The sequence below is a fragment of the Tardiphaga sp. 20_F10_N6_6 genome, assembly GCF_052076045.1.
GTDB classification, from domain to species: Bacteria; Pseudomonadota; Alphaproteobacteria; order Rhizobiales; family Xanthobacteraceae; genus Tardiphaga; species Tardiphaga robiniae.
Window position 1 is genome coordinate 807,162 of the sequence record NZ_CP197239.1, and the last position, 13,745, is coordinate 820,906.

The 13,745-nt window shown below is 62.9% G+C and carries 12 protein-coding genes; 7 read left to right on the forward strand and 5 right to left on the reverse strand.

The features are described from left to right. Nucleotide 1: 1 nt before the first annotated feature. From tmk to AB7813_RS03805, 5 genes are all read left to right on the forward strand, one after another. Nucleotides 2–688, forward strand: a complete 687-nt coding sequence (tmk, locus tag AB7813_RS03785) for a dTMP kinase (RefSeq protein WP_184516524.1) — start codon at nucleotides 2–4, stop codon at nucleotides 686–688. Continuing rightward, nucleotides 685–1,731, forward strand: coding sequence for a DNA polymerase III subunit delta' (locus AB7813_RS03790; RefSeq protein WP_439063863.1), 1,047 nt, complete (start codon nucleotides 685–687; stop codon nucleotides 1,729–1,731). The genes tmk and AB7813_RS03790 overlap by 4 nt, the downstream gene beginning before the upstream one ends. A gap of 72 nt (nucleotides 1,732–1,803) precedes the next feature. Continuing rightward, complete coding sequence (metG, locus tag AB7813_RS03795) at nucleotides 1,804–3,369, forward strand: methionine--tRNA ligase (RefSeq protein WP_439063864.1); 1,566 nt, start codon at nucleotides 1,804–1,806, stop codon at nucleotides 3,367–3,369. A gap of 9 nt (nucleotides 3,370–3,378) precedes the next feature. After that, nucleotides 3,379–4,185 carry a TatD family hydrolase gene (locus tag AB7813_RS03800; protein ID WP_439063865.1) on the forward strand — a complete coding sequence of 269 codons (807 nt, stop codon included), beginning with the start codon at nucleotides 3,379–3,381 and terminating at the stop codon, nucleotides 4,183–4,185. Next, the gene (locus tag AB7813_RS03805; protein WP_439063866.1) at nucleotides 4,182–4,979 is read left to right on the forward strand and encodes an MBL fold metallo-hydrolase; all 798 of its coding nucleotides are present in this window, start codon (nucleotides 4,182–4,184) and stop codon (nucleotides 4,977–4,979) included. The genes AB7813_RS03800 and AB7813_RS03805 overlap by 4 nt, the downstream gene beginning before the upstream one ends. Here the strand turns inward: AB7813_RS03805 and AB7813_RS03810 are convergent. The 4 genes from AB7813_RS03810 to AB7813_RS03825 form a co-directional block, all read right to left on the reverse strand. Further along, nucleotides 4,960–5,646 carry a hypothetical protein gene (locus AB7813_RS03810; protein ID WP_439063867.1) on the reverse strand — a complete coding sequence of 229 codons (687 nt, stop codon included), beginning with the start codon at nucleotides 5,644–5,646 and terminating at the stop codon, nucleotides 4,960–4,962. The two genes, AB7813_RS03805 and AB7813_RS03810, sit on opposite strands and share 20 nt — an antisense overlap. A 277-nt stretch (nucleotides 5,647–5,923) precedes the next feature. Then, nucleotides 5,924–7,573 (reverse strand): acyl-CoA synthetase, encoded by a 1,650-nt coding sequence (locus AB7813_RS03815; RefSeq protein ID WP_439083460.1) that lies wholly within the window; start codon nucleotides 7,571–7,573, stop codon nucleotides 5,924–5,926. 121 nt (nucleotides 7,574–7,694) lie between these two features. Next, nucleotides 7,695–9,590 (reverse strand): TRAP transporter large permease, encoded by a 1,896-nt coding sequence (locus AB7813_RS03820; RefSeq protein ID WP_439083459.1) that lies wholly within the window; start codon nucleotides 9,588–9,590, stop codon nucleotides 7,695–7,697. An 11-nt stretch (nucleotides 9,591–9,601) separates the two neighbouring features. Then, nucleotides 9,602–10,621, reverse strand: coding sequence for a TRAP transporter substrate-binding protein (locus AB7813_RS03825; RefSeq protein ID WP_175369049.1), 1,020 nt, complete (start codon nucleotides 10,619–10,621; stop codon nucleotides 9,602–9,604). Nucleotides 10,622–10,851: 230 nt separating this feature from the next. Here AB7813_RS03825 and AB7813_RS03830 point away from each other — a divergent pair, with 230 nt between their 5' ends. Further along, nucleotides 10,852–11,625, forward strand: a complete 774-nt coding sequence (locus AB7813_RS03830) for an SDR family NAD(P)-dependent oxidoreductase (protein WP_231080687.1) — start codon at nucleotides 10,852–10,854, stop codon at nucleotides 11,623–11,625. 128 nt (nucleotides 11,626–11,753) lie between these two features. Here AB7813_RS03830 and AB7813_RS03835 read toward each other — a convergent pair whose 3' ends face one another. Beyond that, nucleotides 11,754–12,602 carry a helix-turn-helix transcriptional regulator gene (locus AB7813_RS03835; protein ID WP_439083458.1) on the reverse strand — a complete coding sequence of 283 codons (849 nt, stop codon included), beginning with the start codon at nucleotides 12,600–12,602 and terminating at the stop codon, nucleotides 11,754–11,756. A gap of 96 nt (nucleotides 12,603–12,698) precedes the next feature. Between AB7813_RS03835 and AB7813_RS03840 the strand changes: the two genes are divergently transcribed. After that, on the forward strand, nucleotides 12,699–13,589 hold the full coding sequence (locus AB7813_RS03840) for an SDR family oxidoreductase (RefSeq protein WP_439083457.1): 891 nt from the start codon (nucleotides 12,699–12,701) through the stop codon (nucleotides 13,587–13,589). Nucleotides 13,590–13,745: the final 156 nt, after the last annotated feature.

Consider the following 13,745-nt stretch of genomic DNA (forward strand, 5'->3'; position numbering starts at 1 on the left):
CATGACGGACACGCCCACGACACCGCCGCTGCGCGGTCGCTTCGTCAGTTTCGAGGGCGGCGAGGGCGCCGGCAAATCGACCCAGATCAAGATTCTGGCCGACCGGCTGGAGGCCGAAGGCAAGCGCGTCATCGTCACCCGCGAGCCCGGCGGCTCGCCCGGTGCCGAGATCATCCGCCATGTGGTGCTGTCGGGCATGGGCAAGCTGCTGGGGCCCGAAGCCGAGACGCTGCTGTTTGCCGCCGCGCGCGATGACCATGTCCATGCGGTGATTGCGCCGGCGCTGGAGCAGGGCATCTGGGTGCTGTGTGATCGCTTCTCGGATTCGACGCGGGCGTATCAGGGCCGGCTCGGGCATGTCTCGCCGGAACTGCTCAATGCGATGGAGCGCGTCACCATCGGACGGCTCAAACCGGATCTCACCGTCATTCTCGATATCCCGGTCTCGATCGGCATGCGACGCGCAGCAGCGCGGCGTGGCAATGATGTGCCCGACAGGTTCGAGGCCGAGGGCATCGCCTTTCATCAGGGGCTGCGTGACGCGTTCCGGCAGATCGCAGCCGATGAACCGCAACGCTGCGTACTGATCGACGCCAATGCAGATTCAAAGATCGTATCGAACAATATCTGGGGCGTGTTGCGCCGACGCCTTCTAACGCCGTCGAACCACGAGGTCACTTCGGCATGAGCGCAAAGTCGTCCGAGCAAACGATCTCGGTTCCGCATCCGCGCGAGACGACCGCGCTGTTCGGTCATCAGGATGCCGAGGCCACGCTGCTCAACGCCTATCGCGGCAGCCGCATTCCGCATGCCTGGCTGATCGGCGGCTCGCAGGGCATAGGCAAGGCGACTTTGGCCTATCGCATGGCGCGTTTCGTGCTGGCGCATCGCGATCCCGCATCACCGCAAGTGCAATCCGCAACATCGCTGGGTCTCGATCCGATGCATCCGGTCGTGCGCCAGGTCGCCGCCGAATCCCATGGCGGTTTGTTGACACTGGAACGTTCGCTCAACGACAAGGGCGTGATGCGCACGGTGATCACCGTGGATGAGACCCGGCAGACCGTGTCGTTCTTTGGCTCGACCGCTGCTATCGACGGCTGGCGCGTCTGCATCGTCGACACCGTCGATGAGCTGAACGCCAATGCCGCGAACGCGCTGCTGAAGGTGCTTGAAGAGCCGCCGTTGCGTTCGCTGTTCCTGCTGGTGACACATGCGCAGGCGCGCGTGTTGCCGACCATCCAGTCGCGTTGTCGCAAGCTGGCGCTGCGTCCGCTTTCCATTGCCGACGTGACCCGCGCCACGTCGCAGGCCGCCGAGATCGAAACCAGCGATCCCTTGCTCAAAGAGGTCGCTGAAGCCTCCGAAGGCAGCGTGTCGCGCGCTCTGAATCTGCTCGGAGGCGGTGCGCTGAAACTGCACCAGCGCACCGCCTCGCTCCTGAACACGCTGCCCCATGTCGATCCGCGCGAGCTGCATGCGCTGGGGGATGCGCTGGGGACCAGCGACCGTGTCGCGCTCGGCGCCTTTGTCGACAGTGTCGACCGCTGGATCGGCGAGCGCATGCGGGCCGACGATGCCAATGCCAACGCCAATTTGCCCCGCCTTGCGCGGCTGGCGGAGGTATGGGAAAAGATCAACCGAGCCGCGCGCGAGACCGAATCCTACAATCTCGAGCGAAAACCGCTGGTTTTCTCGGTGTTTGGACTGCTCGCGGAAGCAACGCGCTGATCGCTGCGAGACTGGTTTCAGCCGATCCGCGCTTCACCAAGATCGTCTTATTCAAGGTCCGTAAAGTCAGCCATGACATCTGCAACCGATGCAACCCGACCGGCGTATTTTCTGACAACGCCGATCTTCTATCCCAATGGCGTGCCGCATATCGGTCATGCCTATACGGTCATGGCGACCGACACGATTGCCCGCTTCCAGAGGCTCGACGGCTACGACGTTCGTTTCCTGACCGGGACGGATGAGCACGGTCTCAAGATGCAGCAGACCGCCGTCAAGGAAGGCCTGACGCCGCTCGAACTGGCCGACCGGAATTCTGCGCGTTTTCGCGAGATGGATGCTGCGCTCAACATTTCCTATGACGACTACATTCGCACCACCGAGAAGCGCCATGAGCGCTCCGTTCAGGCGCTGTGGGTCGCCCTGGAGAAGGCCGGCGCCATCTATCTCGACAAATATGCCGGCTGGTATTCCGTTCGCCAGGAAGCCTATTTCGACGAAGCGGAAACGACGCTCGGCGACGATGGTGTCCGGCGTGAGCCGCTCGGCTCGCCGGTCGAGTGGACCGAAGAGGAAACCTATTTCTTCCGGCTGTCTGCCTACCAGGACAAGCTGCTCGATCTGTACGCGCGCGTTCCGGATTTCGTGTTGCCGCGCGAGCGTCTCAACGAAGTGACGAGTTTCGTCAAGGGCGGCCTGCAGGATCTGTCGATTTCGCGGACCACGTTCGACTGGGGCATCAAGGTGCCGGGTGCGCCCGGCCATGTGATGTATGTCTGGATCGATGCGCTGACCAACTACATCACGGCAGCCGGCTATCCGGATGTCGATGGCGACGACTTCAAACGCTATTGGCCTGCCAACCTGCACGTGATCGGCAAGGATATCGTTCGCTTTCACGCGGTGTACTGGCCTGCATTCCTGATGGCTGCTGGCGTCGATGTCCCGCATCGCGTTTTCAGTCACGGATTTCTTCTCAACCGTGGTGAGAAGATGTCGAAGTCGGTCGGCAACGTGGTCGATCCGATTGGCATGGCGGCGCAATATGGCGTCGATCAGATGCGCTATTTCTTCATGCGCGAAGTCTCGTTCGGGCAGGACGGCAGCTACAATCACGAAGCCATCGTCAACCGCACCAATGCCGACCTCGCCAACGATCTCGGCAATCTCGCGCAACGTTCGCTGTCGATGATCGCCAAGCAATATGGCGGCGTGTTGCCGGAGCCCGGTGATTACAGCGAGAACGACAAGGCGATCCTGGCGCAGGCCGATGGCATGCTCGAACTCGCGCGCACCGCGATGGCGACACAGCAGATCCATCAGGCGCTGAACGCGATCTGGGCCGTGATCGCCGAAGCCAACCGCTATTTCGCGGGCGAGGCGCCATGGGCACTCGCCAAGACCGATCCGAAGAAGCAGGCCACGGTGCTCTATGTCACCGCCGAAGTCGTGCGGCAGGTCGCGATCCTGGCGCAGCCGGTGATGCCCGCGTCCTGCGCCAAGCTGCTCGACGTGCTTGGCATCCCCGAGGGCGAACGCGACTTCACGGCATTGGCCAACCGCATCAAGGCTGGTACGCAACTGCCGACACCGACCGGCGTATTCCCGCGCTATGTCGAGCCGCCGGCGGCGAGCTGAGTTGACGTGATGCTGGTTGATAGTCACTGCCATCTGGACTTTCCCGATTTCGCCGAGGACCTCGACGGCATCGTCGCGCGCGCTGAAGCCGCAGGCGTCGGCAAGCTCGTGACCATCTCGACGCGGGTACGCCGGCTCCCGGCACTGCTCGCCATCGCGGAGCGCTTTCCGAATGTCTATTGCTCGGTCGGCACCCATCCGCACAATGCTGACGAGGAAGACGGTATCTCTGCGGATGAGCTGATCGAACTGACAAAGCATCCGAAGGTCATCGCGCTCGGCGAAGCGGGTCTTGATAACTTCTACGAACACGGCTCATCAGGCGCGCAGGAGCGCGGCTTCCGCGCCCATATCGCCGCGGCGCGTGCGACCGGTCTGCCGCTGGTGATCCATACCCGCGAGGCGGACGAGCAGTGCGGCGCCATTCTCGCAGACGAGATGGCGAAGGGCGCGTTCAAGGCAGTGCTGCATTGCTACACCGGCGGACGGGAGCTGGCGATGAAGGCCATCGGCATGGGCCTGTCGATCTCCTTCACGGGCATCATCACGTTCAAGAAATCGCAGGAGCTGCGCGATCTCGCGGCTGAGCTTCCCGCCGACCGCATCATGGTCGAAACCGACGCGCCATATCTGGCGCCCGGCAAATGGCGCGGCAAGCGCAACGAGCCGTCTTATGTGGTCGAGACGGCGAAGGTGCTTGCGGAAACCCGCGGCGTGTCGCTCGAAGAACTGTCGCGGCAGACCACCGAAAACTTCTTCCGCCTGTTCAGCAAGGCATCCGCCGGGAGCGCGTCTGGCACTGGCGGGCCGGCATGACGCTGGTCCTCACCATTCTCGGTTCGGGATCCTCGGCGGGTGTGCCGCGCCCGGCGCTGGGCTGGGGTGCCTGCGATCCCGCCAATCCCAGGAATCGTCGCCGCCGCTGCTCGATGATGGCGGAGCGGAGCGGGCCTGAGGGCGTCACGCGCGTGGTCATCGACACCTCGCCGGACCTGCGCGAGCAATTGATCGACGCTGATGTCGATGACATCGATGCGGTCTTCCTGACGCATGAGCATGCAGACCAGACCCACGGCATGGACGACCTCCGCTCAGTGGTGCTGAAGCGTCGCAAGCGTATCCCGGTCTATATGAACGCCTCGACGGCGACGGATATCATGCTGCGGTTCGGCTACTGCTTTCAGTCGCCTCCCGGCAGCGACTATCCGCCGATCCTCGATCGCCTCAGCATCGAGGCCGGCGAGAGCCGAACCATCACGGGGAAGGGCGGTGATCTGACGCTGACGCCGTTCCTGGTCCAGCATGGCAACATCCCTGCGCTGGGCTACCGGATCGGCAACACCGCCTATACGCCTGATCTCAACGAAATCCCGGAAGAGAGCTGGCCGGCGCTCGAAGGTCTCGACCTCTGGATCGTCGACGGGCTGCGCTACACACAGCATCCCAGCCATTTCAGCATCAGTGATGCGCTGCGCTGGCGCGACCGCTTCAAGCCGAAGCGGACGGTGATCACCAATATGACGGCGGATGTGGATTACGAGGCGGTAAAGGCGATACTGCCGGAGAGTGTGGTCCCCGCCTATGACGGGATCAGACTGACGGTGGAGTAATTTGAGCAGCGAGTTTTTTCATTGCTGCATTTTCAAAGGTCACTTCGCCGGCCTCTCGACCATGCAAAGCTATCTCTGCGGCGATTGAGCGACCGATCTCGCGCTGATCGATATTGCCATACGGGCCGGGCACGAGACGTCCAAGCCAACTCACCCATGCCGGCGTATGCGCGTTGCCGGCAATAATGCCGGGCTGGAAGATCGCGAGGCGGGTAAAACCGACGTTGCGCACATTGTCTTCCTTCATACCCATGACGCGGACATAGCGAAACCGGCTTTGGGCTGTGCTTCCTACTGCAGACAGCAGGCAGAACTGGGCGATGCCGGCGTCACGGCAGCCACGCGCGAAGGCGCCGACAACGCCGAGTTCAAGGCGCTTCAGCTCCTCTTCGCTCCACCGCATCGAGCCGGAACCGACACCCACACAGCTCACAGCGCTGACGGGCCCTTGGCTTAAAACTTCACGGGCTAGGCCGGCAGTGCGCTCAGCAAAGTCAGCAGCGCCGGTATCGAGAACGACGTTGCGTACCCGCGGTCGCGCGGCAATGGGCTGTCTGGTGATCATCACCACTTCCCGGCACTGGGGAATTGCCAGTAGTTCCGCGACGGCTGCACCACCGACTTGGCCGGTCCCGCCGAGAATGATTGCGGCGAAGTTCTGCGTCATGGATGGCGCTCCGGAATGAAGGACTTGGCTTGGTGTGCTTCGCTCCACCCTATCAGTCGTCATTACGAGCGCAGCAATCTAGTCTATTTGCGTTCCTGGCTTTCTGGATGCCGTATATCCGTGATCCTGCCGGATGACGGGATACGGCTGGTGGAGTGGGGCTACACATCGCACCCAATGCTCCGTCATGGCCGGGCTTGTCCCGGCCATCCACGTCTTTCTTCGTTTACGGCCAAGGCGTGGATACCCGGCATTCGCCGGGCATGACGGCGTTTTGTTACGAACTAAACGACCCCGTCGACTTCACCTGATCCCGCAGCAGGAACTTCTGGATCTTGCCCGTCGACGTCTTCGGGATCACACCGAACACCACGGCCTTCGGCGTCTTGAAGCCGGGCATCTGCGCGCGGCAGAACGCGATGATGTCGGCTTCTGTCGCCTCGGCATTGGTCTTCAGCTCGACGAAGGCGCACGGCACTTCGCCCCATTTCGCATCGGGCTTGGCGACCACGGCCGCGAACAGCACGGCCGGGTGCTTGTAGAGCACGTCTTCGACTTCCACCGACGAGATGTTCTCGCCGCCGGAGATGATGATGTCCTTGGAGCGGTCCTTGATGGTCACGTAGCCGGCAGCATCGAGCACGCCGAGATCGCCGGTGTGGAACCAGCCGCCTTCGAAGGCCTCCTTGGTGGCCTTCTCGTTCTTCAGGTAGCCCTTCATCACGATATTTCCGCGGAACATGACCTCGCCGATGGTCTCGCCGTCGCGGGGCACTTCCTGCATCGTTTCGGGATCGATCACCGTCACGGCTTCCTGCAGGTGATAGGGCACGCCCTGGCGGCGCTTCAGGTTGGCGCGCTCATCCGCGGGCAGGGCATCCCAGCCGGGCTGCTCGGCGCAGACCGAGGCGGGGCCGTAGACTTCGGTCAGGCCGTAGACATGGGTCAGCTTGATGCCGATTTTCTCGGCGCCCGACAGCACGGCCATTGGCGGCGGTGCACCTGCGATCGAGCCCTGCACGAGAGGCCCGCCCGAATAAACCGGCGCATCGGGCGCATTGATCAGCGTATTGTAAACGATAGGCGCGCCTGACATGTGAGTGACGCCGTGCTCGCGCATCAGCGCGAAGATCTTGGTCGGGTCGACCTTGCGCAGGCAGACATTGACGCCGGCACTCGCCGCGACCGTCCAGGGGAAGCACCAGCCATTGCAGTGGAACATCGGCAGGGTCCAGAGATAGACCGGATGCTGGCCGAGACCGGCGGCAAGAATATTGGAGACTGCGTTGAGATAGGCACCGCGGTGATGGGTCACCACGCCCTTCGGATTGCCTGTGGTCCCCGAGGTGTAGCCGAGCGCGATGGCGTCCCATTCGTCGAGCGGGAAGGCGCTGGAGAAATCGGGACTGCCTTCGGCGAGGGCGGCTTCATATTCGAGTTCGCCGATCCGCTGGCCGCCGGCGAAGGAGACGTCGTCGACATCGATCACGGTCGGCTTCGAGCCGGTCATGAGGCCGAGGGCCTCGGTGATCACGCCGGAGAATTCCGGATCGACCAGCAGCAGCCTGGCGCCGCCATGGTCGAGCTGGAACGCGATGGCCGCGGCGTCGAGCCGGATGTTCAGGGCGTTGAGGACGGCACCGGTCATCGGCACCGCGAAGTGCGCTTCGTTCATCGCGGGCAGGTTCGGCAGCATCGCCGCGACGGTGTCACCGCGCCCGATGCCCCGCCCGGTCAGGAACGAGGCAAAGCGCCGGCAGCGTTCATAGGTTTGCGCCCAGGTGAAACGGCGGCCCTCATAGACGGTGCTGGTGAGGTCCGGGTAGACTGCCGCGCTGCGTTTGAGAAAGCTCAGCGGCGACAGCGGCACGAAGTTGGCCGGAGTCTGGTCGAGGCCGACGCTATAGGCGCCCTGATCTGGGATCATTTTAAGACTCCTATATTTAGTTCAGTATCTTACGTACGATATTTCATCTATCAGGTTATCACAGAAATGATCTTCCAAAATTACGCGAGGTAATGACCATAACCTTTTGAAATATCGTTCCTTAAAGGAAGCCGGTCGATATCCATGGGAAGATTGCCACGATGATCAGGCCGATCAGCAGCGCCAGCAGATAACCAAGGATCGGCCGGATGCCTTCCGCGGGATCGACACGGCCGATAGCGCAGGCGGCATAGTAGCCCACGCCGAAGGGCGGCGCGAACAGTCCGATGCCCATGGCGAGGATGACGACCATCGCATAGTGGACCTCGTGGACGCCGACCAGCCGCGCGATCGGGAACAGCAGCGGCCCGAACAGCACGATGGCGGGGATGCCTTCCAGCACGCTGCCGAGGATCACAAAGGCCACGATGGACACTGCGATGAAGGTCGCACCGCCGCCCGGCAGGCCCGTCATGGCCGCCGCCAGCGAGCGCGAGAAGCCGGACTGGGTGAGGCCCCAGGCCATGCCGGTCGCAGTTCCGATGATCAGCAGGATTGCGCCGGAGAGGCAGGCCGTATCGACCAGCATCGGCTTCAGCCGGTTCCAGTCGAACTGGCGATAGATCAACAGGCCCGCCAGCACGGCATAGACGATGCCGATGGTGGACACCTCCGTGGCGGTCGCCACCCCCTCGACCACGGCGGCGCGGATCACGAAGGGCAGCGCGATGGCCGGCACCGAGATTATGAAAGCCTTGAAGATGTCGCGCCCGGACGCGCGTTTGACGTGGCTGAGGTCCTCGCCGCGATAGCGCCACCACACCAGGACGCCCAGCGTGATCGCCAGCACGACACCCGGCAGCAAGCCGCCGGTGAACAGCGCCGAGATCGAGACGCCGGTGACGGAGCCGATGGTGATCAGCACCAGGCTTGGCGGAATGGTTTCGGTCTGCGCGCCGGTCGCCGAGAGCAGGGCGACGAGATCGCCCGGCTTGGCGCCGCGCGCCTTCATTTCCGGGAATAGCACCGGCGCCACGGCGGCCATGTCGGCAGCCTTGGAGCCGGAAATGCCGGAGACGAGGTACATCGCGCCGATCAGCACGTAATGCAGGCCGCCGCGGACATGGCCGAGCAGGCTGGCAAGGAACGCCACCATGGCGCGGGCCATGCCGGTCATCTCGATCAGCAAGCCCAGGAACACGAATAGCGGGACAGACAGCAGGATGAGATGGCTCATGCCCTCGTCCATGCGGCCGACCAGCACCATCATCGGCGTGCGCGTGGTCAGTGCCATATAGCCGAAGATCGCGAGGCCAAAACCGAAGGCAATGGGCACGCCGGCGAATACGCACAGCGCCACGACGCCGACGAAGAAGATGATCAGGTTGAGATTGCCGAGGGTCCGCAGCAGCGGCTCGGCAAGCCAGAACAGGCCGATGATCGCCACGACGGTACCGAGCGCCGTCAGCACGGTGCGAACCTGGCCGTAGCGCACCAGCCGCAGCAGCGCGAAGACGATCATCAGCGAGATGCCGACCGGCAGCGCCGCCGCGCGAAAGCTGTTGGCGATCTGCAGCGCCGGTGTCGTGATGTAGCTTTCCTCATAGGCGTATTCGAAGGACGGCGCGACGATCATCAAGAGGAAGGCGAGTGCGGCGCAGGTCCCGACGACGTCAAGAAACGCCCACATCCGGGGACCGACCGACGCCACCAGCGCGGTCATCCGCATATGCTCGCCGCGCCGGAATGCCACGGCGGAGCCGAGCATCGCCAGCCACAGGAACAGGATCGAGGACAGCTCGTCGGACCAGATCAGCGGACGGTGGAAGCCGTAACGGGCCACCACGCCGATGAACAGGATAATCACCTCCGCCACAACCAGCAGCGCCGCAGGAATCTCGACCAGATGGCCGAGGGCGCGGTCGATGGAGGTCAGGATGGCGTCGCGGCGGGAGAGGGGCGCCCTCTCCACGCTGGACGCCCCGCTTTCAAGGGCGGAGATGTCATGCACGGCCATAATGGTTCCGATCAGCCGAGCTTGCCGACGGCCTTCTCAAGGATGGCCCAGGCTTCGTCGCCATATTTGCCCTGCCATTCCTTGTAGAAGCCGGCCGACTTCAACTTGTCGCGGAACGGGCCGGGCTCGAGCTCATTGAAGGCGAGGCCCTTGGATTCCAGTTCGCCGCGCAGATTGGCGTTGAGTTTGGCGACGTCTTCGCGCTCCTTCATGCCGGCGGCATTGATGTTCTTGGCAACGATGTCGCGCAGATCGGCCGGCAGCTTCTCCCAGGCGCGGCGGTTGGCCAGGAACCAGTAGCCGTCCCACATGTGGTTGGTCAGCGAGCAGAACTTCTGCACTTCGTAGAACTTCGCCGTCGAGATGATTGCCAGCGGGTTTTCCTGGCCTTCGACCACCTTGGTTTGCATCGCCGAATAGACTTCGCTGATATTGATCGAGGCGGGCGCACTGTCGAACGCCTTGAACATTGAGGTCCATAGCGGCGACACCGGCACGCGAATCTTGAAGCCCTTCAGATCATCCGGGCTCTTGATCGGCTTCGTGGACGAGGTGATTTCGCGAAAACCGTTGTCCCAGATCTTGTCCATGACCACGAGATTGGCCTTGGTGATCTCCTTGCGGATATAGGCGCCGAGATCGCCGTCCATGGCCTTCCAGACCGTGTCGTAATTCGGGAAGGCGAAGCCGATGCCGTTGATCGAGGCGGCCGGCACCAAAGTGGCCAGGATCAGGCCGGACAGCGTGAAGAACTCGACGCCGCCGGAGCGGATCTGGCTCAACATGTCGGTGTCGGAGCCGAGCTGGTTGTTGGGGAATACCTGCAGGTCGACCTTGCCGTTGGTCTCGGTCTTGATCGCCGCCGACATCTCACGGGCGCGGATGTTCATCGGATGCGTATCGGGCAGGTTATTCGCGTATTTGTAGACGTATTCGGCCTGCTGCGCGCGCGCGATGAACGGCATGCTGACGCCGCCAAATGCAGTCGCGGCGGCCGATGCCTTCAGCAGAGTCCGGCGTGAAATCGTCATTTTGTTTCTCCCAACCACTTCTTTGTTTGCCTTTGTGAGGCCCAAGGGCCCTTGCCGTCTGGTCATCATGCCCGGGCTGCCCGGTCAAGCCTTTTCGCCGTGCGACCAAAGGCCAAGGCCCAATAGAGGACGCCCGCGCACGGCTTTTGCGCCGCGCGAATTTGTGGGAAGCATCGCGCGACTGAAGCCGCCGGCAGCCAGGACCGGTGGAGGAAACGCAAGGACAGCATATGAATAGGGATCACGGCGTAGCGATCATCACCGGCGGCGCATCGGGAATCGGTTTGGCGATCGCTAAGGCCGCCGTGGGCGAGGGCTGGAAAGTGCTGCTCGCCGACCTCACCCAGCCTGCTCTGGATGCCGCCAAGGCCCAGGTCGACGCCATCAAAGCCGGTGTGACCAAAACCGTCGTGATGGATGTGGCCAATGAAGACGCCGTGATTGCCGGCCTGAAGGACTGCGAAGCCGGTTTCGGCCCGGTGCGCGGTCTGGTGAATTCTGCGGGTATCGGCCGTCAGGTGCCGTTCTTCGAGACCTCGGTGAAACTGTTTCGCGAGATCCTCGACATCAATCTGGTCGGCACCTTTGCCGTTGCCAAGGAAGCTGCGCGGCTGATGAAGGCGCATGGCGGCGGCGCCATCGTGAACGTGGCGTCGGTGTCGGGGCTGCGCGGCAATATCGAGCGCTCGGCCTATGGCGCGTCCAAAGGCGGCGTCGTCACGCTGACCCAGGTGATGGCCTGCGAACTGGCGCCGTTGAAGATCCGCGTCAACGCCATTGCGCCGGGCCCGTTCGAGACGCCCATGGTGCAGGAGATGCATACGGTGGCAACGCGGGAAGGCTGGATGCAGGTGGTGCCGCAGCGACGTTACGCCGAGCCGGAGGAGGTCGCTGGTGCCGCGATGTTCCTGCTGGATGACAGCAAGTCGAGCTTCGTCACCGGCCACATTCTCAATGTCGATGGCGGCTTCGCCGCGCATGGGTTGCTGCCGAAATATCCGTAGCAAGAAACTCGTCATTCCGGGGCGCGGGCGCACTTTGGCGCACGCGAACCTGGAATCTCATTGTGAGTCACACTTCGAGGTTCCGGGTTCGCCCGCGGCTGTCGCCGCATGCGCCCCGGAACGACGAGTTATGGACCCTTCGCCGCGATCAGCGCCTTCATCCGCTCGGCATCTGCAGCCGTCTCCGGCGTATAGACCACCATGCCCAAATTCGGCTGGCCATCGACCGAAAATGTCGAATAGCTCATCGTGAATGGCCCGGCCTCGGGATGGTTCACATGCTTCTTGCCTTCGCCATAGCTGCTGACGTCGTTGTCATGCCACATGGCTGCGAAGTCAGGGCTGATCCGGCACAGTTCAGCGATCAACGTCTGGGCGCGTTCTGATGCGCCGCTGCGCGTGATGTCGGCGCGAAATGCCGCCACGGCGAAACGTGCATCATTCTCCCAGTCCGGCATCTTGGCGCGGACATTCGGACGACAGAACAGGATGCGCAGGACGTTGCGGTCCTCGGGCGCGATGTTCGGATAGTCGCCAAGCACGGCCAGTGCCGCACGATTCCAGGCTACGATGTCCCAGGTTGCGTTGCGGACGACGGCGGCGCTGAACTCCATCGAATCCAGCACGCGCTGCAGCGTCGGCGTGACGATATCGGACGGCTCGTAGTGGACTTCCGGCAGCCTGTGCTGCGCCAGCAGAAACAGATGCTCGCGCTCGACTGTCGATAATTCCAGTGCGCGTGAAATCCGGTCGAGCACATCGGCCGACGGCGCGCCACCGCGTCCTTGTTCCAGCCATGTGTACCAGGTGGCGCTGACATTGGCGCGCTGCGCGACTTCCTCGCGCCGCAGGCCCGGCGTGCGGCGGCGCTCGGACGAGAAGCCGAATGCCACGGGATCCAGCCTGGCGCGGCGATCCCTGAGATAAGCGCCCAGCGGATTGGAGCCAGAGCCGGAAGTTGTTTCGGTGACCGTCATGCTCAGCCTGTTAGTCGCCATACCCGTATAACGTCACGGCTTCACGCACTGTACCGCAGGGCCGATACATCCGCGCATTCACGAGAGGAATATCACATGCGTGTCTTCGTTACCGGTGCTTCGGGCTTTGTCGGATCTGCGGTCGTTCAGGAATTGATCGGCGCCAGTCATCAGGTGCTCGGTCTCGCGCGCTCGGATGCATCTGCCAAGGCGCTGGCCGACGCTGGTGCGCAGATCCATCGCGGCGATCTGGAAGATCTGGACAGCCTGCGGTCCGGGGCTGCCAATTCAGACGGCGTGATCCATACGGCCTTCATCCACGACTTCTCGAAATTCAAGGAAAACTGCGCGATCGACGCGCGTGCCATCGAGACGCTTGGCGACGTGCTGGCAGGCTCCGAGCGGCCCTTGATCGTAACTTCCGGCATGGCCTTTATCGCGCCCGGACGTCTGGCGACCGAAGACATGGGCCCGTCGAGCGCGTCGCCAAGCCCGCGCATATCGGAGCAGGTCGCCGAACGTCTGGCGGCCCGCGGCGTGCGTAGTTCGTCGGTCCGGCTGCCGCCATCGGTCCATGGCGATGGCGACCATGGCTTCGTGCCGATGCTGATCAATATCGCGCGGGAGAAGGGCGCCTCGGCCTACTTCGGCGACGGTCTCAACCGCTGGCCCGCCGCACATCGGCTGGACGTCGCCCGGCTCTACAGGCTCATCCTCGAGCACGGTTCCGCCGACATTCGCTATCACGCCAGCGCCGAACAAGGCGTCGCATTCCGTGAGATTGCCGAGGTCATCGGTCGGCACCTGAACCTGCCAGTCGTATCCAAGTCGCCGGCCGAAGCCGCCGATCACTTCGGCTGGTTCGCTGGTTTCGCGGCCATGGACGCACCGGCGTCCAGCGCCTGGACACAACAGCGGCTTGGCTGGCGACCGACGCAGTCAGGGTTGATCCCGGACCTCGATCACGTCAGATATTTCGGCGGCTGAGGCCATATGGGCCGCAATGATGTGGGGCCACAAATTGGTTCGAATGGCTGGTCGGTCGATCGGATATCGCAACAATTTGAGCTAAGTCTCTGGGATCACTATGAGATAATATATTCCATAATATAGCTTATGCGAATCCGAGATATTGGCATGTGG

What these genes read in the sequence shown, in the direction of transcription:
- tmk (WP_184516524.1), top strand. Translation starts at nt 2, where the DNA reads ATGACGGACACGCCCACGACACCGCCGCTGCGCGGTCGCTTCGTCAGT.
- AB7813_RS03790 (WP_439063863.1), top strand. Translation starts at nt 685, where the DNA reads ATGAGCGCAAAGTCGTCCGAGCAAACGATCTCGGTTCCGCATCCGCGC.
- metG (WP_439063864.1), top strand. Translation starts at nt 1,804, where the DNA reads ATGACATCTGCAACCGATGCAACCCGACCGGCGTATTTTCTGACAACG.
- AB7813_RS03800 (WP_439063865.1), top strand. Translation starts at nt 3,379, where the DNA reads ATGCTGGTTGATAGTCACTGCCATCTGGACTTTCCCGATTTCGCCGAG.
- AB7813_RS03805 (WP_439063866.1), top strand. Translation starts at nt 4,182, where the DNA reads ATGACGCTGGTCCTCACCATTCTCGGTTCGGGATCCTCGGCGGGTGTG.
- AB7813_RS03810 (WP_439063867.1), bottom strand. Translation starts at nt 5,646, where the DNA reads ATGACGCAGAACTTCGCCGCAATCATTCTCGGCGGGACCGGCCAAGTC.
- AB7813_RS03815 (WP_439083460.1), bottom strand. Translation starts at nt 7,573, where the DNA reads ATGATCCCAGATCAGGGCGCCTATAGCGTCGGCCTCGACCAGACTCCG.
- AB7813_RS03820 (WP_439083459.1), bottom strand. Translation starts at nt 9,590, where the DNA reads ATGGCCGTGCATGACATCTCCGCCCTTGAAAGCGGGGCGTCCAGCGTG.
- AB7813_RS03825 (WP_175369049.1), bottom strand. Translation starts at nt 10,621, where the DNA reads ATGACGATTTCACGCCGGACTCTGCTGAAGGCATCGGCCGCCGCGACT.
- AB7813_RS03830 (WP_231080687.1), top strand. Translation starts at nt 10,852, where the DNA reads ATGAATAGGGATCACGGCGTAGCGATCATCACCGGCGGCGCATCGGGA.
- AB7813_RS03835 (WP_439083458.1), bottom strand. Translation starts at nt 12,602, where the DNA reads ATGACGGTCACCGAAACAACTTCCGGCTCTGGCTCCAATCCGCTGGGC.
- AB7813_RS03840 (WP_439083457.1), top strand. Translation starts at nt 12,699, where the DNA reads ATGCGTGTCTTCGTTACCGGTGCTTCGGGCTTTGTCGGATCTGCGGTC.